This is a genomic window from Halomonas kalidii (genome assembly GCF_030010475.1).
GTDB classification, from domain to species: Bacteria; Pseudomonadota; Gammaproteobacteria; order Pseudomonadales; family Halomonadaceae; genus Halomonas; species Halomonas heilongjiangensis.
Map to the genome: position 1 here is coordinate 23,584 of NZ_JASCQN010000049.1, position 20,647 is coordinate 44,230.

Here is a 20,647-nt window from a genome sequence, read left to right on the forward strand (position 1 = left end):
CGGCCGGCGGGGCACGCTTCACGGTTCGCAATCGTTGCGGGTGCCCGACGGCCTGCCGGGTGCCCATGAAACGTCAGATTATGGTGCCGACGGGCGGCGATTCAAGGTTAGCCTGCTTCGAATCTCGGGCTTCGGGCTCGTGGCACGCCGCCCGTCACTCTAGCGCTTGCGCCTGGCCTTGAGCAGGGCGGCCCCCAGGGCGCCCATCTGACCACCCGGTTGTCCGGTCGGTTCCGCGGGCTGCCCCCCCTTGCGCGGCGCCGTGCCCTGGCCGCGACGGCGGTCGTCGCCACCACGGCGCGGCTTGCCGCCACGGCCCTCGCTGCCCTCCCCGTCGGGCTGGTCGTCGAGGCGCATGGAGAGCCCGATGCGGGCACGCTCCAGATCCACGTTCATCACCTTGACCTTGACGATATCGCCGGCCTTGACCACCGAGCGGGGATCCTCGACGAACCTGTCCGACAATGCCGAGATATGCACCAGGCCGTCCTGGTGCACCCCGATGTCGACGAAGGCGCCGAAGTGGGTGACGTTGGTGACGCTGCCTTCGAGCACCATCCCCGGCTCGAGGTCCTTGAGGGTTTCCACCCCCTCGCGGAACTCGGCGGCCTTGAACTCGGGTCGCGGGTCGCGACCGGGCTTGTCGAGCTCGGCGAGGATGTCGCTGATGGTCGGCACGCCGAAGCGCTCGTCGGCGAAGTCGGCGGGCCTGACCGCCTTGAGGGTCGCGCTGTCGCCGATCAGGCTGGCGAGTTCCCGGCCGCTGCGCGCGGCGATGCGCTCCACCAGCGGATAGGCCTCGGGGTGCACGGCGCTGCCGTCGAGCGGATTGTCGCCGTTCATGATGCGCAGGAAGCCCGCGCACTGCTCGAAGGTCCTCGGCCCCAGGCGGTTCACCTCGAGCAGCTGCTTGCGGCTGGTGAAGGCGCCCTCGGCGTTGCGGCGGGCGACGATGTTCTCGGCCAGGGCCGGGTTGAGGCCGGCGACCCGCGAGAGCAGTGCGCTCGACGCCATGTTGAGGTCCACCCCCACGGCGTTGACGCAATCCTCGATCACCGCCTCGAGGCTCTTCGAGAGCTGCAACTGGGAGACGTCGTGCTGGTACTGGCCGACACCGATCGACTTGGGTTCGATCTTGACCAGCTCGGCCAGCGGGTCCTGCAGCCGCCGGGCGATGGAGACCGCCCCGCGGATGGTGACGTCAAGCTCCGGCAGCTCCCGGGAGGCGTATTCCGAGGCGGAGTAGACCGAGGCGCCGGCCTCGCTGACCATCACCTTGGCGAGCTGACGCCGGCCCCGCCCTTGAGACGAAGAGAAGGCCTTGACCAGGTCGCCGGCGAGGCGGTCGGTCTCGCGACTGGCGGTGCCGTTGCCGACGGCGATCAGCGCCACATCGTGCTTCTCGAGCAGCCTGGCGAGCTCGGCCAGGGAGGCATCCCAGGCGTTACGGGGAGCATGGGGATAGATGGTGGCGTGCTCGAGGAACTGGCCGGTGGCGTCCACCACCGCCACCTTGCAGCCGGTGCGCAGGCCTGGGTCGATGGCCAGCGTCGCCTTGGGTCCGGCCGGGGCGGCCAGCAGCAGGTCCTTGAGGTTGGCGGCGAAGACCTCGATGGCCTCCAGCTCGGCGCGCTCGCGCAGCCGGCCCAGCAGTTCGGTCTCCAGGTGCGTGTAGAGCTTGACCCGCCAGGTCCAGCGCACCACGTCACGCAGCCACTTGTCGGCGGGCCGGCCCTCGTCGCGGATGTCGAAGTGTCTGGCGATGGTCACCTGGGCCGGATGGAGCGGCGCCTCCTCCTCGCCCGGCAGGCGAATGGCCAGGGTCAGGACCCCTTCGTTGCGGCCGCGGAACATCGCCAGCGCGCGGTGCGACGGCGTCTTCGCCAGCTTCTCGTCGTGCTCGAAATAGTCGGAGAACTTGGCGCCCTCGCGCTCCTTGCCGGCGATCAGCCGTGCGCTGAGCTCACCCTCGCTCCACAACCGTTCGCGCAGCCGACCGACCAGCTCGGCGTCCTCGGCGAAGCGCTCCATGAGGATCTGCCTCGCCCCGTCGAGGGCCGCCTTGGTGTCCTCGATGGCCGGAATATCGCCTTCCGCGGCGCGCAGGTAGTGCACCGCGGCGCTTTCCGGGTCCAGGGTCGGGTCGGCCAGCAGCGCATCGGCCAGCGGCTCGAGGCCGGCCTCGCGGGCGATCTGCGCCTTGGTGCGGCGCTTCTTCTTGTACGGCAGGTAGAGGTCTTCCAGGCGCTGCTTGGTGTCGGCGGCCTGGATCAGCCCGGCGAGCTCGTCGGTGAGCTTGCCCTGCTCGTCGATGGCAGCGAGCACGGCGACCCGGCGCTCCTCCAGCTCGCGCAGGTAGCCGAGGCGCTCGTGAAGGTTGCGCAGCTGGGTGTCGTCGAGTCCGCCGGTGACCTCCTTGCGGTAGCGGGCGATGAAGGGCACGGTGGCCCCGCCGTCGAGCAGTTCCACCGTGGCCGTGACCTGCTGCGGACGAACGGCAAGCTCCTCGGCGAGGCGCGTGATGATGCGGTTGGTGGCGTCCATGTAACCCCTTCGCGAATGCACGAGAACGAATCGCGACAAGGTACCATAATCAGGCTTCAGGCGGGTACGAAGCGCAGCGCCAGCCCGTTGTTGCACCAGCGCAGCCCGGTGGGCTCGGGGCCATCTTCGAACACGTGGCCCTGGTGACCGCCGCAGCGGGCACAGTGGTACTCGGTTCGCGGCCAGATCAGGCCGAAATCGAGCTGACTCAGCAGGTGCCCCTCGACGTGCTCGAAGAAGCTCGGCCAGCCGGTGCCGGAGTCGTACTTCATGGCACTGGTGAACAGCAGCAGGTCGCAGCCGGCGCAGTGGTACTCGCCCTCGCCCCACTGCTTGTCCAGGGGACTGGAGAAGGCCGGCTCGGTGCCGTGGCCACGCAGGATCTCGTACTGCTCATCGGTCAGGCGCTCGCGCCACTCGGCGTCGCTGAGTTCGAGGCGCTCGAGCCCCTCCGCCGGTTCAAGCTCCAGCCGCGGGAAGCCGAAGGAGGCTCCCGGCAACAGGCCCGCCGCGCCGGTGACGCCCAGCAGCCCCAGAAAATGCCGTCTCTTCATGATCACCCTCCGTCGCTGGCTTGCCTAGGCCCGCGCATCGAAGTGGGGGCACAACGAAACGGGGGAAGAGCCTCGGCCCTTCCCCCGTTCAGACCGCCGGCGGCACCGGCGGTTCGCTGCCGAGATCGCCTCAGGCCAGGCTCGGCCCGGCCTCGACGATGGCCTCGTTGACACCCTCGAACTTCTTGAAGTTGTCGACGAACTTGGCGGCCAACTCGTTCAGCTGGCGGTCGTAGGCGGCGCGGTCTTCCCAGGTCTCGCGTGGGTCGAGCAGCCGGGAGTCGACGCCCGGCACGGCGACCGGCACCTCGAGGTTCAGGCCGTCGATGTGCTTGGTCTCGACGTCACGCAGCACGCCGGACTGGATGGCGCCGATGATGGCGCGGGTGGTCGGGATCGAGAAGCGCGAGCCGCCCTCGCCATAGGAGCCGCCGGTCCAGCCGGTGTTGACCAGGTAGACCTGGGCGTCCTTGGCCGCCACGCGCTTGATCAGCAGATCGGCATACTCGCGCGCAGGGCGCGGGAAGAAGGGAGCACCGAAGCAGGTGGAGAAGGTCGCCTCGAGGCCGGCGGAGGAGCCCATCTCGGTGGAGCCGACCTTGGCCGTGTAGCCGGACAGGAAGTGATAGGCCGCGGCCTCCTTGGAGAGCACCGAGACCGGCGGTAGCACGCCGCTCATGTCGCAGGTCAGGAAGACGATGGCATTCGGTTCGCCGGCGCGGTTCTCGGCCACGCGCTTCTCGACGTGCTCCAGCGGGTAGGCAGCGCGGGAGTTCTGGGTCAGGCTGTCGTCGGCATAGTCGGGCTCGCGGCGATCGTCGAGGACCACGTTCTCGAGCACGGTGCCGAAGCGGATGGCATCCCAGATGATCGGCTCGTTCTTCTCGGAGAGGTCGATGCACTTGGCGTAGCAGCCGCCCTCGATGTTGAACACGGTGCCCTCGCCCCAGCCATGCTCGTCGTCACCGATCAGGAAACGCGCCGGGTCGGCGGAGAGGGTGGTCTTGCCGGTGCCCGAGAGGCCGAAGAACAGCGTGGTCTCGCCATCCTCGCCGACGTTGGCGGAGCAGTGCATGGGCAGCACGTCGGCGGCCGGCAGCAGGAAGTTCTGCACCGAGAACATCGCCTTCTTCATCTCGCCGGCGTAGCGCATGCCGGCGATCAGCACCTTCTTCTGGGCGAAGTTAAGGATCACGCAGCCGTCTGAGTTGGTGCCGTCACGGGCCGGGTCGCACTCGAAGAAGGGAGCGTTGAGGATGGTCCACTCCTCCTTGGCGGAGGGGTTGAACGCCTCGGGGCGCACGAACATGGTGCGACCGAAGAGGTTGTGCCAGGCCGTCTCGGTGGTCACCCGCACCGGCAGGTAGTGAATCGGGTCGCTGCCCACGTGCAGCTCGGAGACGAAGCGCTCACCGCCGTTCAGGTACGCCTCGACACGCGCCCAGAGGGCATCGAACTTGGCGCTGTCGAAGCGCTGGTTGACGCTGCCCCAGTCGATCTGCCCACTGGTGGACGGCTCGTCGACGATGAAGCGGTCCTTGGGCGAGCGGCCGGTACGCACACCGGTGTTCACCACCAGGGCACCGTTGGCAGCCAGGCGGCCTTCGCCCCGGGCCACGGCACACTCGATCAGCTCGGCGCTGCTGAGGTTGACGTAGGCCTGGGCGGTGGCGGCTTGCTGCGCATTGGCAGCCTGGGAAGCGGCTTGGGTCGTGGTCATGTCGATTCCTGGGCCTTGCGGCCGATTCTCTCGTTTGCCGGGCGTCGATGACGCAGCGGGTGTCGTGCCAGCGATCGCCCGGTGCGGGTATTCCCGTCTCGTTGGTGAGGCGATCGTGCCGATGAAAAGCGGCGCCATTATGGCAAAAAGATGGCCAGTGGGAAACGCCGCTGTTGGCCGAACTTCATGTAGTTTTTCTACTACATCGGGGCCGTTCGCCACACAATCGATTGTGCTATGCAGCATCGCCCCCCGGTCTCGCCGACGCGATTTCAGTGCAGGGTGGGCGGCGGGGCATCCGGCGAGGCGAGCAGCGCCTCGATCTCGGCGGCCGGGAAATGGTAGCGGGTATGGCAGAAGTGGCACTGGGTGTCGATGCTGCCGTGCTCGGCCAGCACCTCGCGCAGCTCGTCCTCGCCCAGGGTCAGCAGGGCGTCGCCGATGCGCTGGCGAGAGCAGGTGCAGCCGAAGTGCAGCGCCTTGGGGTCGAAGACCCGCACGGTCTCCTCATGGTAGAGCCGGTAGAGCACCTCGAGCGGCTCGAGCCCCAGCAGCTCTTCGCCTTTCAGGGTCGTGGCGAGCTGCAGGGTGCGCTCCCAGGCATCGGCGTCCTGGTTCATCGACTCATCGGGCAGGCGCTGCAGCAGCAGGCCGGCGGCCCGGGCGCCGTCGGCCGCCAGCCACAGCCGGGTCGGCAACTGCTCCGACTGGGTGAAGTAGGCGGCGAGGCACTCCGCCAGGCTCTCCTGGTCGAGCGCCACGATGCCCTGGTAACGGTGCCCTTCCTTCGGATCCAGGGTGATCATGATCTGGCCCTGGCCGAGCAGTTCGCGAAAGCCGACGTCATCGCCGGGGGGCGGCGCCCCGTCGGCCAGGCGGGCGATGGCGCGCAGCTCCCCGCCGGGGTTGGACTCGGCCATCAGCAGCGCGAGCGCCCCCTGGCCGCGCACCTCGATGCTCAGGGTGCCGTCGAGCTTGACGGTATCGGTGAGCAGGGCCACCGCGCACAGCAGCTCGCCGAGCAGGCGATCGACCACCGGGGGATAGTCGTGGCGCTCGAGCACCTCGGCGTAGGCCCGCTCGAGGGTGACGATCTCGCCACGCACGTTGGTCTTGTCGAAGAGAAAACGCTGGATCTGATCATTCATGACGCTGGGTGCCTGGATGGTGGGAGCATGAACGGGCGAGGAACCTCTTGTCCCTTCATTCGTCGTCCTGCTGTCGCTGGAAGCGGTGGATCTCACGGCGCTGCTTCTTGTCGGGGCGCCTGGGTGGGTGCTGCATCGCCTGGTTGGTCAGGCGGCGGGCCTCGGCTTCGCGCTCGCGCCGCGCGACGCTTTCCGGGGTCTCGCGGTAGAGCTCACGGGCCTCGGGCGCGCCGCGGCGCTGGTCGGAGAGCGCCAGCACCTCGACCTCCATCAGGTCCCAGCCCTGGGGCACGCGGACCAGGGCGCCGAGCTCGACGCTCTTGCTGGTCTTGGCGCGGGTGCCGTTGTAGTGCACCTTGCCGCCCTCGATGGCCTTCTTGGCGAGTGCCCGGGTCTTGAAGAAACGCGCCGCCCACAGCCACTTGTCGAGCCGTACGCTATCCATGGCCGCTCTCCCCTTCTACCGTCGGCGGGAGGTTGCCGGGCAGGATGGCGGCGAAGCGCTCGAGGGCGATGAACTCCTCGAGCTCCTTCTCTGGGCGGGTACTGTCGGGCTGCTTGATGCCCAGCAGATGACGGATGCCGTACTCGCGGGCGCTCTCCAGCACCGAGGGATTGTCGTCGATGAACAGCGTACGGTCGGGGTCGAAGGGCTCGACCTCCTGCAGCGCGAACCAGAACTCCTGGGCCTCCTTGGGCACGCCGAGATCCGCCGAGGAGACGATGGCATCGAGATAGGCCTCCAACCCGGTGAGCGGCAGCTTGAGCTCGAGGCTCTCGCGGTCGGCATTGGTGGCCAGCACCACCCGGGGGTGGGCCTGCCTGAGCCACTGGAGGAAATCCAGGGCATCGCCACGCAGGCCGATCAGGTGCTGTATCTCGCGCTTGAGGGCGACGATGTCGACGTCCAGCTCACGGCTCCAGTAGGCCAGGCTGTACCAGTTCAGGGTGCCCCTCTCGCGGAGGATACGCGAGCGCACTTCCTCCTGGGTGGCCTCATCCAGCCGGTGCAGCTCGACATAGCGCCGCGGCAGGTGTTCCAGCCAGAAGTGGCTGTCGAAGTGCAGGTCGAGCAGGGTGCCGTCCATGTCCAGCAGGACGGTATCGATGGCGCGCCAGTCGATCATCGCGGCTCCGGATGGCGTCGGTGGTGGCGGAAGGCATGATATTGTACCCAATCGATGCCGACGGCGCATTCCACCCCCGATGACCCGATGAATGGGAGAGCCCATGCCTGATTCCCCCGGCCCGAACAGAACCGATGTCGGCCCTCCTTGGCCCGAGAAGCCCAGCGTCCTGTCGCGCCAGTCGGTGGCGAGGAGCCGCCTGTTCCACGTCGAGGCACTGGAACTGCGCTTCTCCAACGGCGAGGAGCGCACCTTCGAGCGCCTCACCGGCAGCGACCAGGGGGCGGTGATGATCGTCGCCATGCCCGACCCCGACCACGTGCTGCTGATCCGGGAGTACGCCGCCGGCTTCGAGGACTATGTGCTGACCCTGCCCAAGGGGCTGGTCGACCCGGGGGAAGACATCGTCAGCGCCGCCAATCGCGAGTTGATGGAGGAGTGCGGCTTCGGCGCCCACCGCATCGAGCCGCTGGTGGAGCTGTCGCTGGCGCCCAACTACATGCGCCATCGGATGCAGGTGCTGCTGGCCACCGATCTCTATCCGAGACGGCTGCCCGGCGACGAACCGGAACCCCTGATCGTCGAGACCCACGCCCTCGACGAACTCCCGGCACTGCTGGCCCGGGAGGACTTTCACGAGGCACGGGCCATCGCCGCCCTGTTCATCGCCCGGGAGCGGCTGCGCAACGAGGCAGACTCCCCGACGCTGTGGTAGCGCCCCCATGCACAGGGGGCCGCCGGCGCTCAGTGGGTGTGGAGGCGCTTCCTGAGCCCGCTGCCCTCCTTCAGCTTCATCCAGCGCCCCTGGCGATAGCTGTCGAGACCGGCCTCGAGCAGCGTCATCACCTCGAGGGCCTCGTCGACGCTCACCGGCGGAGGCGTGCCGTGAAGCAGCGCCTCGGCGATGCCGGCGTAGTAGACCGGGTAGTCGCCGGGCAGGCCCGCATGTTCGCGGCTGACCAGTTCCGGCTCCCCGCCCTCTCGCAGGGTCAGGCGTCCGGGAAGCGGATCCTCTCCCCAGCCGGGCGACGGGGCCCGGCCCTCCTTGAGCCAGCCTTCCTGGGGGTCGAGCCCGTACTTCACATAGCTCCCCCGGGTGCCGTGCACCGCGAAACGCGGCGTCGGCTCGGCGACCAGTGAACTCGCCTGCAGGGTCACCCGCAGGCCGTCGTACTCCAGCAGCGCCAGGAAATCATCGTCGACCTCGGCGCCCTCCCGCGAGGTGGCCAGCTCCAGCAGGATCGCCTTGGGCATGCCGAACAGCGCCCGTGCCTGATCGAGCAGATGCGGCCCCAGGTCATACCAGATGCCGCCACCCGGCCGGTGGTGCTCCCGCCAGCGGTCGCTGACGTCGGGGCGAAAACGATCGAAACGCGACTCCAGCGCGACCACCCGGCCCAGGGTGCCGGCCTGGAGCAGCGCCTCGAGGGTCAGAAAGTCGCTGTCCCAGCGGCGATTGTGGAAGACGCTGAGCAGTCGCTCCTCCTCGTCGGCCAGGGACTTGAGCAGCCGCGCTTCGGACAGGGTAACGGAGAAGGGCTTGTCGACCACCACATGCTTGCTGGCGCCGAGCGCCGCCTTGGCCAGCGGGAAGTGGGTGTCGTTGGGGGTGGCGATCACCACCAGGTCGATGTCGGGCCGGGCAAACAGCGCTGGCGCCCTGGACAGCACCTCGACCTCGGGGAGGTCGGCCCGGACCCGTTCGGCGTCGCCGCTGACCACGGCGGTCAGTTCGAGCCCGGGCGTCGCCAGGAGCAGCGGCGCGTGGAAGGTCCGGCCGGCCATGCCGTAGCCGACGAGGCCGACGTTGAGGGTCTGCTTCTTCATGGCATCGGCGTCCTTGCAGGTTGGCGGGAAGGGGGATGACCGCCCCGGCACCCGGCCGGAGCGGACTAGCGTCACTCAGTCGAGCTTGGTCAGGTCGCGCACCGCGCCCTTGTCGGCGGAGGTGGCGAGCAGCGCGTAGGCCTTGAGCGCCGCCGAGACCTTGCGGTCACGCTGGATGCTCGGCTTCCAGGCCGCACTGCCCTTCGCCTCTTCCGCCTCGCGGCGGTCGGCCAGCTCGGCGTCGGTCAGCTTGACGTTGATCGCGCGGTTGGGGATATCGATCTGGATGATATCGCCGCTCTCGATCAGGCCGATGGCACCGCCCGCCGCCGCCTCCGGCGAGACGTGGCCGATGGAGAGGCCCGAGCTGCCGCCCGAGAAGCGGCCGTCGGTCATCAGCGCGCACACCTTGCCGAGCCCCTTGGACTTCAGGTAGGAGGTCGGGTAGAGCATCTCCTGCATGCCGGGGCCGCCGCGCGGCCCCTCGTAGCGCACCACCACCACCTCGCCGGGCTTCACCAGCCCGCCCAGCACGTGCTCCACCGCCTGGTCCTGTGACTCGACCACGTGGGCCGGACCCTCGAAGACCAGGATCGACTCATCGACCCCGGCGGTCTTCACCACGCAGCCGTCCAGTGCGATGTTGCCGAACAGCACCGCCAGGCCGCCCTCGCGGGAGAAGGCGTGCTCGAGGTCGCGGATGCAGCCGCCGGCGCGGTCGCCGTCGAGGCTCGGCCAGCGGGCGCTCTGGGAGAAGGCGGTCTGGGTCGGGATGCCGCCGGGGCCGGCCTTGTAGAACTCCACCACCTCGGGGCTGGGGTTGCGCATGATGTCCCACTCGTCCAGGGCGTCCTTGAGGGTATCGCCGTAGACGGTGGGCACGCGGGTATCGAGCACCCCGGCGCGGTCGAGCTCGCCGAGGATCGCCATGATGCCACCGGCACGGTGGCAGTCCTCGATGTGGTACTGCTGGGTGTTGGGCGCCAGCTTGCAGAGCTGCGGCACCTCCCGCGACAGCCGGTCGATGTCGGCCATGGTGAAGTCGACCTCGGCCTCCTGGGCGGCGGCCAGCAGGTGCAGGATGGTGTTGGTGGAACCGCCCATGGCGATGTCCAGGGTCATGGCGTTCCCGAAGGCCGCCCTGGAGCCGATGGCGCGGGGCAGCAGGTGCGTCTCGTTGCCCTCGTAGTAGCGCTTGGCAAGCGTAACGATGCGGCTGCCCGCCTCCTCGAACAGCCGGCGACGGTCGGCGTGGGTGGCCAGCACCGTGCCGTTGCCCGGCAGCGCCAGGCCCAGCGCCTCCATCAGGCAGTTCATCGAGTTGGCGGTGAACATGCCCGAGCAGCTGCCGCAGGTGGGACAGGCGCTGCGCTCGATCTCCTCGATCTCTTCGTCGCTGTACTGGTCGTCGGCGGCGTAGATCATGGCGTCGATCAGGTCGATGCCGTGGTCGAGCAGCTTGGTCTTGCCGGCCTCCATGGGGCCGCCGGAGACGAAGATCACCGGGATGTTGAGGCGCATCGCGGCGTTGAGCATCCCCGGGGTGATCTTGTCGCAGTTGGAGATGCACACCAGGGCGTCGGCGCAGTGGGCGTTGACCATGTACTCGACGCTGTCGGCGATCAGGTCGCGGCTCGGCAGCGAGTAGAGCATGCCGTCGTGGCCCATGGCGATGCCGTCGTCCACGGCGATGGTGTTGAACTCCTTGGCCACCCCACCGGCCTTCTCGATCTCGCGGGCCACCAGCTGGCCCATGTCCTTCAGGTGCACGTGACCGGGCACGAACTGGGTGAAGGAGTTGGCCACGGCGATGATCGGCTTGTGGAAGTCGTCGTCCGTCATGCCGGTGGCGCGCCACAGGGCGCGGGCGCCGGCCATGTTGCGGCCGGCGGTGGTGGTGCGGGAACGATACTCGGGCATGGTGTCCTCTATGCGATTCGCGCCGTCTCGAGTCGCCATGGCGGCGATGACGGTCTCGGTGTCCGGGTCAGCCCAGGATTCTGTCACGGGCGGAAACGGCTTGCCACTGGCTTCGAGCTGCGGGCCGGATTGTCGCTCGTAGCCCGCGGCTCGAAGCTCGTGACTGGCGCGATGCGCCTGCTAGCCGAACACCACCTTCGCCACGTCAGGGTAGCGGCCGGCGAAGTGTACCGTCATGCCCTCCCTGAGGAAGTCGGGCAATTCGTCGAAGTCGCGGCGGTTGGCCTCGGGCAGGATCACCTCGAAGATGTCGCTGCGGCGGGCGGCGATGATCTTCTCGCGGATACCGCCCACCGGAAGCACCTGGCCGGTCAGCGTCAGCTCGCCGGTCATCGCCAGCGACCGGTCGATGGCACGGTGCTTCGCCAGCGAGAGCAGCGCCGTGGTCATGGTCACCCCGGCCGAGGGGCCGTCCTTGGGGGTGGCGCCTTCCGGGACGTGCAGGTGCACGAAGGCCGAATCGAAGAAGTCGGCGTCGGCCCCGAACTCGCTCAGGTGCCCGAGCACGTAGCTGTAGGCGATGTTGGCCGACTCCTGCATCACCTCGCCGAGCTTGCCGGTGAGCTTGAAGCCGCGATCGAGCGCATGCACCTTGCCGGCCTCGATGGGCAGGGTCGCCCCGCCCATGGCGGTCCAGGCCAGGCCGGTGACCACGCCCTCACCCTGGAGTACCTGCTCCTTGCGGAACAGTGGCGCGCCGAGAAACGCCTCCAGGTTGTTCACCGAGACCCGCACCGACTGCTGGCCGTTCTCGAGCAGCTTCACCGCCGCCTTGCGCACGATGCGGTGGAGCTGCTTCTCGAGCTGTCGCACCCCGGCCTCGCGGGCATATCCCTCGATCACCTGCTTGAGCGCCGCCTCGGTGAGGTTGATGCGCTTCCTGGGAATGCGGTCGCGCTTGAGCAGCTTGGGCCAGAGGTGGTGCCGGGCGATCGTCAGCTTCTCCTCGGCGATATAGCCGGAGAGGCGGATCTGCTCCATGCGGTCGAGCAGGGGGCCGGGGATCGAGTCCAGGGTGTTGGCGGTGCAGACGAACAGCACCTTGGAGAGGTCGAGGCGCACGTCGAGGTAGTGGTCGAGGAAGTCGACGTTCTGCTCGGGATCGAGCACCTCGAGCAGCGCCGAGGCCGGGTCGCCCTGGAAGGACTGCCCCAGCTTGTCGATCTCGTCGAGCATGATCACCGGGTTCTCGACCTCGACCTCCTTGAGCGCCTGCGCCAGCTTGCCGGGCATGGCACCGATATAGGTGCGCCGGTGGCCCTTGATCTCGGCCTCGTCGCGCATGCCGCCCACCGAGAAGCGATAGAACTCGCGGCCCAGCGCCTCGGCGATGGAACGCCCCACGGAGGTCTTGCCCACCCCGGGGGGGCCGACGAGCAGCAGGATCGAGCCGCCCACGTCACCCTTGAAGGTGCCCTCGGCGAGGAACTCGATGATCCGCTCCTTGACGTCCTTGAGACCGTCGTGGTCGCGGTCGAGCACCTGGCGTGCGTGGGCCAGGTCGAGCTTGTCCTGGCTGCGCACGCCCCAGGGCATGGAGGTCAGCCAGTCGAGGTAGTTACGGGTGGTGCCGTACTCGGGCGAGCCGGTCTCGAGCACCGAGAGCTTGTCGAGCTCCTCCTCGATACGGGTCAGCACCTTGGGCGGCACCACCAGGCTCTCGAGGCGGTCGCGGAAGGTGTCGACGTCGTTCTCCCGATCGTCCTTGGAGATGCCCAGCTCGCGCTGGATCACCTTGAGCTGCTCGCGCAGGAAGAACTCGCGCTGGCGCTCCTGCATCTGGGCGTTGACCTGCTCGCTGATCTCGCTCTGCAGCTGGGCGACGTCGATCTCCTTGCGCAGCAGCGGCAACACCTTCTGCATCCGGGCCACCACCGGCAGGGTCGCCAGGACATCCTGCAGCAGGTGCCCCTTGGCCGAGGTGATGGCGGCGGCGAAGTCGGTCAGCGGCCCCGGCTCGTGGGGGCTGAAGCGGTTGAGGTAGTGCTTGAGCTCCTCGCCATAGAGCGGATTGATCGGCAGCAGCTCCTTGATGCCGTTGATCAGCGCCATGGCGTAGGCACGCGCCTCGTCGTCCTCCGCGTCCACCGGTTCGCGGGGGTAGCTCACCTCCACCAGGTAGGGCGGCGTCTTCGACAGCCAGCGCTGGATCCTGAAGCGCTGCACCCCCTGGGCGATGAACTGGATCTGCTGGTCCTCGCCCTGCAGCTTGTGGACCTTGACCGCGGTGCCGACCTCGGGAAAGTGCTCGTGTCCGAGCTCCTCCACCGCGGTTTCGCCGACGAACGCCAGCCCCACGGTGTGGTGCGGCGTATTGCCGACCCGGCGCATGGTCTCCTCCCAGCGCTCGCGGTTGATCACCAGCGGCTGTACCTGGGCGGGAAAGAACGGGCGGTTGTGGATCGGCAGCAGGTAGATGCGCTCGGGCAGGGTCTCCCGGGCGGGGACCATGGCGCTGCCGCGCCCCGGCGACTCCTCGTCGAAGGGCGGCTCGTCAGCGTCGTGGTACGTCTCGTGAGTCCAGCCGAGGGCCTCCGGGTCGCCGGGGCGATCGTGATCGTCGCTCATAGGGTGTGTCGTCCTGATCCGGGTTGTGTACGCAAGCAGACTGGTTAGGGGAATGCGGGCGGCACGCACCGACTTCAAGTCGCGCGGGGCACACGATGGCGACGGGATCAGCGCCAGAGCGGCGGCAGGGGACGCCCATTCACACGCACGGTGCCGCGGACCACGTCGATCTCCAGCGTCCGGGTATCCAGCGGCAGGCCGAGCCACAGCGCCACCACCGTGGGCACGTCGTGCCAGGTGAAGTCACCGTCCAGGCGTGACAGCCAGCGCGAGCGCTGTCGCTCGTCATCCAGCTCGAGCAGGCTCAGCTCATCGAGGCGACGGGCATCGAAGAACAGCGCGCCCTCGCCGCGAGCCGCCAGGCCGAGCATGGGGCTGTCCAGCTCCACCGTGGTGACATCGAGGCGCGGCGAGTCCTGCAGCATGGCGATCAGCCCCGGCTCCAGCCTGGCGAGCAGCTCACGCCCTTCCCGGGCACCGTCGCCCCGGGATGCCTCGTCACGCAGCCCGGCCAGCACGCCTCGCAGGGCATCGGCGTTGATGCGGGAGAGCCCCATTCCGACCCGGCCGGTGAGCAACACCTGGTCGGCGGCCTGCACCTCGGTCAGGGTCAGCTCGCCATCGACACGCAACTCCCGCTCGTCCAGGTGCATCAGGTTCTGGTAGATCAGGTCCCGCGCCTCCAGTTGCAGGCTCGGCTGCTGCCAGGCGAGGTTCTCGATGCGCAACAGGTCGTGCTGGGTGAAGTGATGGGCCCCGGCGGTGTAGGCATAGCGGCTCTCGAGGACGACCGGGCCCGCCTCGAGGGTGGCGGGTCCGTCGCTCAAGTGCAGCGGCTCGAGGCGGGCCTGCAGGCGCCAGTCGCCGTACTGGCCATCGAAGCGGATCTCGCCGCCGGCGAAGTCGAGCTCACGCTCGCCCTGCCGGGCGATGAAGGGTGCCAACTGGATGCTGCCGTCCAGGGTACCGCCGAGGGTGTGATAGCGGGCATGCCAGCGCGGCGGCGTAGAGGGCAGTGCATCGCCGAACAGGCGCTCCTGATAGGGGCCGAGGTAGGGCATCGTCTCGCCGTCGACCCGGGTGCTGAGCACCCCGTGGCGCGCCTTGTACTTCAGTTCCAGCTGCCAGGCATCGCCCAGCAGTGGCGCCAGCTGGATGGTGCCGCTGGAGGTCAGCCAGCCCCGCTCGATATCGGTACGCTCCACCACCAGTTCACCCCGCGCCTCGAGATCGTCGAGGCCCCGGGCGAGCTCCCGCTCGAACAGCAGGCCGGCGACGAACTGGGCCACCGCCCAGACCACCGCCAGCCCCACCACCACCGGGACGATCAGTCGTTCCTTGCGCATAGCGGCCTCCCTCCCCTGGATGCCGTCACTGGCGGCCACTGCCGAGACTCAGACTCTCGAAAGGCACCAAGCCATGCCAGCGCCACTGCCCCCCCTGACGGAGCGGCACGGAGACATGTTATCGGTGCGTGTCGTCAGTGTAACCATAACCACAGGTGCATCGTGCTCCAGGCGTAGATGCCGGCGAGCACGTCGTCGATCATGATGCCGAAGCCACCGGCCACGCGCCGATCCGCCCAGCGGATCGGCCAGGGCTTGAAGACGTCGAAGATGCGAAAGACGACGAACCCCCACAAGGCCGCCTCCCAGGAGAAGGGCACCGCGGCCATGGTGATCCAGTAGCCGACGAACTCGTCCCAGACGATGCCGGAGTGGTCGTGGACCCCCAGGTCGCGGGAGGTCTTGTCGCAGATCCAGACACCCCAGACGAAGGCCACCGTCACCAGCGCCAGGTACCAGGACTGGGGCAGCTCGGAGATCAGCCAGTAGAAGGGAATGGCCGCCAGGGTGCCGAAGGTGCCCGGTGCCCAGGGCACCGCGCCACTGCCGAACCCGAAGGCGAGGAAATGGGTAGGACGGTGCCAGACGCTGGCGGGAGAGCGGTTCATGGCGGCCCTCCCCTGTCGGGCAGCCCCGGGAAGTGCTGCCAGCCACCGAGGGCACCGGCTCCCCCTCCGACCACGCCCGGCGTCTCGGTGATCCGGCCGATCGCGGTGAGCGGCAGGTCGAGGGCCGCCAGTCGCCCGCGCGCCTCGTCCAGCCGCTCGGCGGGCAGCGTCAGCAGCAGCTCGTAGTCATCGCCACCGCCGAGTGCCGCCTGCCGGGCCGGTTCCTCGCCCAGCGCCGCCGCCAGCCCCTCGGCCAGCGGCAGGGCGTCGAGGTCGAGCTCTGCGCCCACCCCGGACGCCTCGAGGACATGGCCGAGGTCGGCCAAAAGGCCATCGGAGACATCGATGGCCGCCGTGGCCAGCCCCAGCAGGGCTTCGCCGGCGGCCAGCCGCGGCTGGGGTCGCAGGTAGCGTACGAGCAGCGGATGGGCGGGATCGCGCTCGCCCCGCTGCCACAGCGCCAACCCGCCGGCCCCACCGCCCAGGGTGCCGGTCACGGCGATGAGGTCGCCGGCTCGCGCCCCGCCGCGGGTCAGGGCGACCCGGGGATCGACCTCGCCCATCACGGTCACGCCGATGGCGGTCGCGCCGCGGGTCACGTCGCCCCCCACCAGGGCAGTACCGCTGGCCTCACAGAGGGCCCGGAAGCCACGGGAAAAGCCCTCCAGCCAGGCATCGTCGACCTCGGGGAGGGTCAGCGCCATCAGGCACCAGCGGGCACGGGCCCCCATGGCCGCCAGATCGCTGAGGCTCACTGCCAGCGCCCGGTGGCCGATCGCCTCGGCCGGCGCCTCGTCGGGGAAGTGCACGCCGGCCACCGAGGTGTCGACGCTGACCGCCAGGCGCCGCCCGGGGGTGGGAGCGAGCAGGGTGCAGTCGTCGCCGACGCCCAGGGCCACCCCGGCCTCGGGACCGGGAGGCGCGGGCGTGAAGTAGCGGGCAATCAGTTCGAATTCGCTGTGCATCCGGTGGCAACCTTCAGCGGCGACGGGCAGCGACCTCGGCGGCACGCAGCCGTCCGGCGAGCTTGTCGAGGATACCGTTGACGTACTTGTGACCGTCGGTGGCGCCGAAGGATTTGGCCAGCTCGACCCCCTCGTTGATCACCACACGGTACGGCACCTCGAGGCGTCGGGAGAGCTCGTAGGCACCCAATCGCAGAATGGCCAGCTCGATGGGGTCGAGGTCCTCGAGCCGACGGTCGAGCAGCGGCGAAATGGCGACGTCCAGCTCCGCCTTGAAACGTACCACGTTGTGCAGCAGCTCATGGAACAGCGCCAGGTCGGCGATCTCCATGACCTTGTGCCAGTTCTCGTGGTCGTCGAGGTCGTCGTCGGCCACCTGGCTCCTGAACTCGGCTTCCACCGCGGTAATCGACTTGCCGGTCATCTGCCACTGGTAGAGGCCCTGTACCGCCAGCTCGCGGGCGGCACGCCGGGCCTGCTGCGCCGCCGAGGGGGGACGCGGGTGCTCGCCGCTCATGCCTCACCCCCGTCGTCACCGTCGAAGCAACGCAGCAGCGAGACCATCTCCATGGCCGCCATGGCCGCCTCGGCGCCCTTGTTGCCGGCCTTGGTGCCGGAGCGCTCGATGGCCTGCTCGATGGAGTTGACGGTGAGCACGCCATTGGCGATGGGGGTCTCGAACTCGAGCTGCAGGTTGCCGAGTGCTGCATTGCAGCCGCCGGCCACGTACTCGAAGTGCGGCGTACCGCCGCGGATCACCGCGCCCAGGGCGATCACCGCATCGGGGCGCGCCACCTTGAGCACTCGCTTCACCGCCAGCGGCAGTTCCCAGGCCCCGGGAACATGGACGATATCGATGTTCTCGCCGTCGACGCCGTGGCGCACCAGGATGTCCACGGCGCCCTCGACCAGGCTGTCGACCACGTGATGGTTGAAGCGGCCCACTACGATCACGTAACGGCCTTCGACGTCGACGAAGCTGCCTTCGACTTGGGAAATCGGTTGCATGGTTCCAGGTTCCTCGTGAATCCAGTCCGGCTGAATCCGTGGCACGGCCGCGGCCGTGCCGTTGATGTTCGCTGCCACCGCCTCAGGCGTCGGTGGCGCTGTCCTCGTCCGCGCAATCCTCGGGGCCGAGCCGTTCGACCACTTCCAGGTCGAAGCCGGAGAGCGCCGAGAACTTCCACGGCGAGCTGAGCAGCCGCATGCGACCCACCCCCAGGTGGCGGAGGATCTGCGAGCCGGTGCCGATGGTCAGGTAGTTGCCGGCGCCGTCGGAGTCGCTGGTGCGTGGCGGGCGGCGGCGCTCCAGGAACACCTCGAGATAGTCGAGGAAATCCTGGCGCGGACGGCCATCGTCGAGCAGCACGAAGACACCATGATCGGCGCGGGCGACCTCCTCGAGGGCGGCATGGGTCGTCCAGTGTCCCCCCTCGCCCCTCTGCAGGCCAAGCAGGTCGCGCATGACGTCGGCCAGGTGCACGCGCACCGTGGTCAGGGTCTCGGGGCTCGGCCGCCCCTTGACCAGCGCCAGGTGGTGGGCGCCCTGGATGCTGTCGCGAAAGACATGCAGGGTCAACTCGCCGAAGGCGGTGTTCACCGGCGTGGCCTCCACCGGCGCCACGGTCTGCTCGTTGTGGATGCGGTAGTGGATCAGGTCGGCGATGGTGCCCATCTTCAGGTCATGCTCGGCGGCGAAGCGCTCGAGCTCCGGACGGCGCGCCATGCTGCCGTCGTCGTTCATGATCTCGCAGATCACGCCGCTGGGATCGAGACCGGCCAGGGCCGCCAGGTCACAGGCCGCCTCGGTATGGCCGGCCCGGCGCAGCACGCCGCCAGGCTCGGCCATCAGCGGGAAGATGTGGCCGGGCTGGACGATGTCCTCGGCCCTGGCGTCACGGGCCACCGCGGCCTGCACGGTGCGCGCGCGGTCGGCGGCGGAGATGCCGGTGGTCACCCCCTCGGCGGCCTCGATGGAGAGAGTGAACTTGGTGCCGAAACCGGAGCCGTTGTCGCGCACCATCAGTGGCAGCCGGAGTCGCTCGCAGCGCTCGCGGGTCATCGGCAGGCAGATCAGGCCGCGGGCGTGACGCGCCATGAAGTTGATGTGCTCGGCCTCGACCTTCTCGGCGGCCATGATGATGTCGCCTTCGTTCTCACGGTCCTCGTCGTCCATGAGGATCACCATCTTGCCCTGACGGATGTCCTCGATCAGGTCTTCGATGGGGGCCAGGCCCCCGGAGGAGGAGTGCACCATGGGATCTCCAGAAATTCAGCGTGGCGGCTGTCGCGGCGCGGCGACGCTCGGGTCGCCGGCAGGCAACGTCCCGCCTCGAAACGGCGTCAGGGTACCGTGGCGCGGCGTCGGGCGCCAGTAGTGAGCATCCGTGGCGCGGCGTCGGGCGCCAATTTCTGGCTTCGGGCTTCGGGCTCCGTCCTATCGGGCTGGCCAGCAACCGCTCGCAGCTCGTGGCTCGCCTAGCGCGGCCGGGCGGTGATGCGCCAGTCGCGTCCCACGGCACGAATGTCGAGGATGTCGAGCGGGCGCTGCTGGGCCATGGTCTCGATGCCGGCGAGCTGGAACAGCGGCCGGGCCTCGCCGCCGAGCAGGGTCGGCGCCACGAACAGCTGCATCTCGTCGACCAGGCCGGCATCGAGCATGGCGCCGGCGAGCGTCGCGCCGGTCTCGAGCAGCACCTCGTTGGCCTGCTCCACATCGGCCAGGTGGCGCAGCAGGGCCTGGAGGTCGACCCGGCCGTCGGCCGCCGCGGGCATCACCGCCACCTCGGCGCCGGCCGCCTCGAGGCGCTCACGCCGTTCGGGATCGTGGCCGGTGCGGGTCGCCACCAGGGTGCGGCCGGGCTCGCGCAGGCAGGCCGCGGCCTGGGGCAGGCGTAGCTGGCTGTCGACCACCACCCGCAGCGGCTGGCGGCCGGCGACGAGCTCCGCGTCGTCGAGTTCGGCCTGGGCCGGGCGCACGGTGAGCCGCGAGTTGTCGAAGATGATCGACTCCACGCCGGTGAGGACGGCGCTGGAGCGAGCCCGCAGGCGCTGTACCTCGCGCCGCGCCGGGGCGCCGGTGATCCACTGGGACTCGCCCGAGCGCATCGCGGTGCGCCCGTCGAGGCTCATGGCCATCTTCAGCCGCACGAAGGGGCGGCCATGCTCCATGCGCATGATGAAGCCCGGATTCAGCGCCCTCGCTTGAGCCTCCAGGATACCCACTTCGACGTCGACGCCGGCCTCACGCAGCATGGCGAGGCCGCGGCCGGCCACGGCGGGATTGGGGTCGGCCATGGCCACCACCACCGCCTTCACCCCGGCCTCGATCAGCGCCACGGCACAGGGGCCGGTGCGCCCCTGGTGCGAGCAGGGCTCGAGGGTGACGTAGGCGGTGGCGCCCCGGGCCGCGTCACCGGCCTGGCGCAGGGCATGCACCTCGGCGTGGGGCTCGCCGGCACGCTCGTGAAACCCCTCGCCGACCAGGCGATGGTTCCTGACCAGCACGCAGCCGACGCGGGGATTGGGGGCTGTGGTATAGAGGCCGCGACGGGCCAGTTCCAGGGCCCGGGCCATCCAGGCTTCGGGGGTCTGCTTGGCCATGGCGCTCCTTGGCAGATGACGAATGAGGAGAGGGGCTCAGTCCCGCGGCTCGTCGGGCCGGAACGTCGGCTCCTGGGACAGGCGATCGATCTCGGCACGGAACTCGTCGATGTCCTGGAAGCGGCGGTAGACCGAGGCGAAACGGATGTAGGCGACCTGGTCGAGACGCTTCAGGGCATGCATCACCTCCTCGCCGATGTCGCGCGCATGGATCTCGCGCTCGCCGCGGGCCCGCAGGGTCTGGCGAATGCGCTCCACCGCGGCCTCGATCGACTCGGCACTGACCGGACGCTTCTCCAGGGCACGCAGCATGCCGGCGCGCAGCTTGGTCTCGTCGAAGGTTTCCCGGGAACCGTCGCCCTTGACCACCCGCGGCATCACCAGCTCGGCGGTCTCGTAGGTGGTGAAACGCTCGCCGCAGGCCACACACTGGCGGCGACGGCGCACCTGGTCGCCCTCGGCCACCAGCCGGGAGTCGGTCACCTTGGTGTCATGGGTTCCGCAGAAGGGACAGTGCATCGATGGATTCCGGGGTCGGCGTGAGAAGGAGCGATGCTGCATTGTAGCGGCTCGTGGGGCCAGCGCCCAGCGTGCACCCGGTTGGCACATGACCTGCAAGGGAAAACACGACGCCTGCGGCGTACGACATCCCGGCCA

The 20,647-nt window shown here is 69.0% G+C and carries 18 protein-coding genes; 1 reads left to right on the forward strand and 17 read right to left on the reverse strand.

Annotation, left to right across the window (positions count from 1 at the left end; all coding sequences use genetic code 11):
* Nucleotides 1-159: 159 nt before the first annotated feature.
* From QLQ85_RS15645 to yrfG, 6 genes are all read right to left on the reverse strand, one after another.
* Nucleotides 160-2,544 (reverse strand): Tex family protein, encoded by a 2,385-nt coding sequence (locus tag QLQ85_RS15645; protein ID WP_282739848.1) that lies wholly within the window; start codon nt 2,542-2,544, stop codon nt 160-162.
* Nucleotides 2,545-2,600: 56 nt separating this feature from the next.
* Entirely contained in the window at nt 2,601-3,098 is a 498-nt protein-coding gene (gene msrB / locus QLQ85_RS15650; protein WP_282739849.1) for a peptide-methionine (R)-S-oxide reductase MsrB, read from the reverse strand.
* Nucleotides 3,099-3,228: 130 nt separating this feature from the next.
* Nucleotides 3,229-4,818, reverse strand: a complete 1,590-nt coding sequence (locus tag QLQ85_RS15655) for a phosphoenolpyruvate carboxykinase (RefSeq protein ID WP_282739850.1) — start codon at nt 4,816-4,818, stop codon at nt 3,229-3,231.
* 272 nt (nt 4,819-5,090) lie between these two features.
* Nucleotides 5,091-5,966, reverse strand: a complete 876-nt coding sequence (hslO, locus tag QLQ85_RS15660; protein ID WP_282739851.1) for an Hsp33 family molecular chaperone HslO — start codon at nt 5,964-5,966, stop codon at nt 5,091-5,093.
* Nucleotides 5,967-6,021: 55 nt separating this feature from the next.
* Nucleotides 6,022-6,411, reverse strand: a complete 390-nt coding sequence (gene hslR, locus QLQ85_RS15665) for a ribosome-associated heat shock protein Hsp15 (RefSeq protein WP_282739852.1) — start codon at nt 6,409-6,411, stop codon at nt 6,022-6,024.
* A complete protein-coding gene (yrfG, locus tag QLQ85_RS15670) occupies nt 6,404-7,093 on the reverse strand; it encodes a GMP/IMP nucleotidase (protein ID WP_282739853.1) in 690 nt (229 codons plus the stop codon). Before yrfG ends, hslR begins: the two co-directional genes overlap by 8 nt.
* A gap of 103 nt (nt 7,094-7,196) precedes the next feature.
* Here yrfG and nudE point away from each other — a divergent pair, with 103 nt between their 5' ends.
* Nucleotides 7,197-7,808, forward strand: coding sequence for an ADP compounds hydrolase NudE (gene nudE / locus QLQ85_RS15675; protein ID WP_282722198.1), 612 nt, complete (start codon nt 7,197-7,199; stop codon nt 7,806-7,808).
* Between the two features lie 29 nt (nt 7,809-7,837).
* Here the strand turns inward: nudE and QLQ85_RS15680 are convergent, their stop codons facing one another.
* The 11 genes from QLQ85_RS15680 to nrdR all read right to left on the reverse strand — a co-directional run bounded on the left by QLQ85_RS15680 (nt 7,838) and on the right by nrdR (nt 20,509).
* Nucleotides 7,838-8,920: an oxidoreductase gene (locus QLQ85_RS15680; RefSeq protein WP_282739854.1), complete on the reverse strand. Its 1,083-nt coding sequence runs from the start codon at nt 8,918-8,920 to the stop codon at nt 7,838-7,840.
* A 75-nt stretch (nt 8,921-8,995) separates the two neighbouring features.
* Nucleotides 8,996-10,840 (reverse strand): dihydroxy-acid dehydratase, encoded by a 1,845-nt coding sequence (ilvD, locus tag QLQ85_RS15685; RefSeq protein WP_282739855.1) that lies wholly within the window; start codon nt 10,838-10,840, stop codon nt 8,996-8,998.
* Nucleotides 10,841-11,020: 180 nt separating this feature from the next.
* A complete protein-coding gene (gene lon, locus QLQ85_RS15690) occupies nt 11,021-13,468 on the reverse strand; it encodes an endopeptidase La (protein ID WP_282739856.1) in 2,448 nt (815 codons plus the stop codon).
* A gap of 107 nt (nt 13,469-13,575) precedes the next feature.
* On the reverse strand, nt 13,576-14,814 hold the full coding sequence (locus QLQ85_RS15695; protein ID WP_282739857.1) for a DUF945 family protein: 1,239 nt from the start codon (nt 14,812-14,814) through the stop codon (nt 13,576-13,578).
* 134 nt (nt 14,815-14,948) lie between these two features.
* Nucleotides 14,949-15,422, reverse strand: coding sequence for a phosphatidylglycerophosphatase A family protein (locus QLQ85_RS15700; RefSeq protein WP_282722193.1), 474 nt, complete (start codon nt 15,420-15,422; stop codon nt 14,949-14,951).
* The gene (gene thiL / locus QLQ85_RS15705; RefSeq protein WP_282739858.1) at nt 15,419-16,387 is read right to left on the reverse strand and encodes a thiamine-phosphate kinase; all 969 of its coding nucleotides are present in this window, start codon (nt 16,385-16,387) and stop codon (nt 15,419-15,421) included. The genes QLQ85_RS15700 and thiL overlap by 4 nt, the downstream gene beginning before the upstream one ends.
* A 13-nt stretch (nt 16,388-16,400) precedes the next feature.
* Nucleotides 16,401-16,904 (reverse strand): transcription antitermination factor NusB, encoded by a 504-nt coding sequence (gene nusB, locus QLQ85_RS15710; protein WP_282722191.1) that lies wholly within the window; start codon nt 16,902-16,904, stop codon nt 16,401-16,403.
* Nucleotides 16,901-17,395, reverse strand: a complete 495-nt coding sequence (gene ribH / locus QLQ85_RS15715; protein ID WP_282722190.1) for a 6,7-dimethyl-8-ribityllumazine synthase — start codon at nt 17,393-17,395, stop codon at nt 16,901-16,903. Before ribH ends, nusB begins: the two co-directional genes overlap by 4 nt.
* 82 nt (nt 17,396-17,477) lie before the next feature.
* Nucleotides 17,478-18,644, reverse strand: coding sequence for a bifunctional 3,4-dihydroxy-2-butanone-4-phosphate synthase/GTP cyclohydrolase II (ribBA, locus tag QLQ85_RS15720; protein ID WP_282739859.1), 1,167 nt, complete (start codon nt 18,642-18,644; stop codon nt 17,478-17,480).
* A 221-nt stretch (nt 18,645-18,865) separates the two neighbouring features.
* Entirely contained in the window at nt 18,866-19,990 is a 1,125-nt protein-coding gene (gene ribD, locus QLQ85_RS15725; RefSeq protein ID WP_282739860.1) for a bifunctional diaminohydroxyphosphoribosylaminopyrimidine deaminase/5-amino-6-(5-phosphoribosylamino)uracil reductase RibD, read from the reverse strand.
* 36 nt (nt 19,991-20,026) lie between these two features.
* Nucleotides 20,027-20,509 carry a transcriptional regulator NrdR gene (gene nrdR / locus QLQ85_RS15730; protein WP_102627725.1) on the reverse strand — a complete coding sequence of 161 codons (483 nt, stop codon included), beginning with the start codon at nt 20,507-20,509 and terminating at the stop codon, nt 20,027-20,029.
* Between the last annotated feature and the right edge of the window lie 138 nt (nt 20,510-20,647).

Excerpts from the sequence above, each read along its gene's own strand:
- QLQ85_RS15645 (WP_282739848.1), bottom strand. The coding sequence starts at position 2,544 with ATGGACGCCACCAACCGCATCATCACGCGCCTCGCCGAGGAGCTTGCC.
- msrB (WP_282739849.1), bottom strand. The coding sequence starts at position 3,098 with ATGAAGAGACGGCATTTTCTGGGGCTGCTGGGCGTCACCGGCGCGGCG.
- QLQ85_RS15655 (WP_282739850.1), bottom strand. The coding sequence starts at position 4,818 with ATGACCACGACCCAAGCCGCTTCCCAGGCTGCCAATGCGCAGCAAGCC.
- hslO (WP_282739851.1), bottom strand. The coding sequence starts at position 5,966 with ATGAATGATCAGATCCAGCGTTTTCTCTTCGACAAGACCAACGTGCGT.
- hslR (WP_282739852.1), bottom strand. The coding sequence starts at position 6,411 with ATGGATAGCGTACGGCTCGACAAGTGGCTGTGGGCGGCGCGTTTCTTC.
- yrfG (WP_282739853.1), bottom strand. The coding sequence starts at position 7,093 with ATGATCGACTGGCGCGCCATCGATACCGTCCTGCTGGACATGGACGGC.
- nudE (WP_282722198.1), top strand. The coding sequence starts at position 7,197 with ATGCCTGATTCCCCCGGCCCGAACAGAACCGATGTCGGCCCTCCTTGG.
- QLQ85_RS15680 (WP_282739854.1), bottom strand. The coding sequence starts at position 8,920 with ATGAAGAAGCAGACCCTCAACGTCGGCCTCGTCGGCTACGGCATGGCC.
- ilvD (WP_282739855.1), bottom strand. The coding sequence starts at position 10,840 with ATGCCCGAGTATCGTTCCCGCACCACCACCGCCGGCCGCAACATGGCC.
- lon (WP_282739856.1), bottom strand. The coding sequence starts at position 13,468 with ATGAGCGACGATCACGATCGCCCCGGCGACCCGGAGGCCCTCGGCTGG.
- QLQ85_RS15695 (WP_282739857.1), bottom strand. The coding sequence starts at position 14,814 with ATGCGCAAGGAACGACTGATCGTCCCGGTGGTGGTGGGGCTGGCGGTG.
- QLQ85_RS15700 (WP_282722193.1), bottom strand. The coding sequence starts at position 15,422 with ATGAACCGCTCTCCCGCCAGCGTCTGGCACCGTCCTACCCATTTCCTC.
- thiL (WP_282739858.1), bottom strand. The coding sequence starts at position 16,387 with ATGCACAGCGAATTCGAACTGATTGCCCGCTACTTCACGCCCGCGCCT.
- nusB (WP_282722191.1), bottom strand. The coding sequence starts at position 16,904 with ATGAGCGGCGAGCACCCGCGTCCCCCCTCGGCGGCGCAGCAGGCCCGG.
- ribH (WP_282722190.1), bottom strand. The coding sequence starts at position 17,395 with ATGCAACCGATTTCCCAAGTCGAAGGCAGCTTCGTCGACGTCGAAGGC.
- ribBA (WP_282739859.1), bottom strand. The coding sequence starts at position 18,644 with ATGGTGCACTCCTCCTCCGGGGGCCTGGCCCCCATCGAAGACCTGATC.
- ribD (WP_282739860.1), bottom strand. The coding sequence starts at position 19,990 with ATGGCCAAGCAGACCCCCGAAGCCTGGATGGCCCGGGCCCTGGAACTG.
- nrdR (WP_102627725.1), bottom strand. The coding sequence starts at position 20,509 with ATGCACTGTCCCTTCTGCGGAACCCATGACACCAAGGTGACCGACTCC.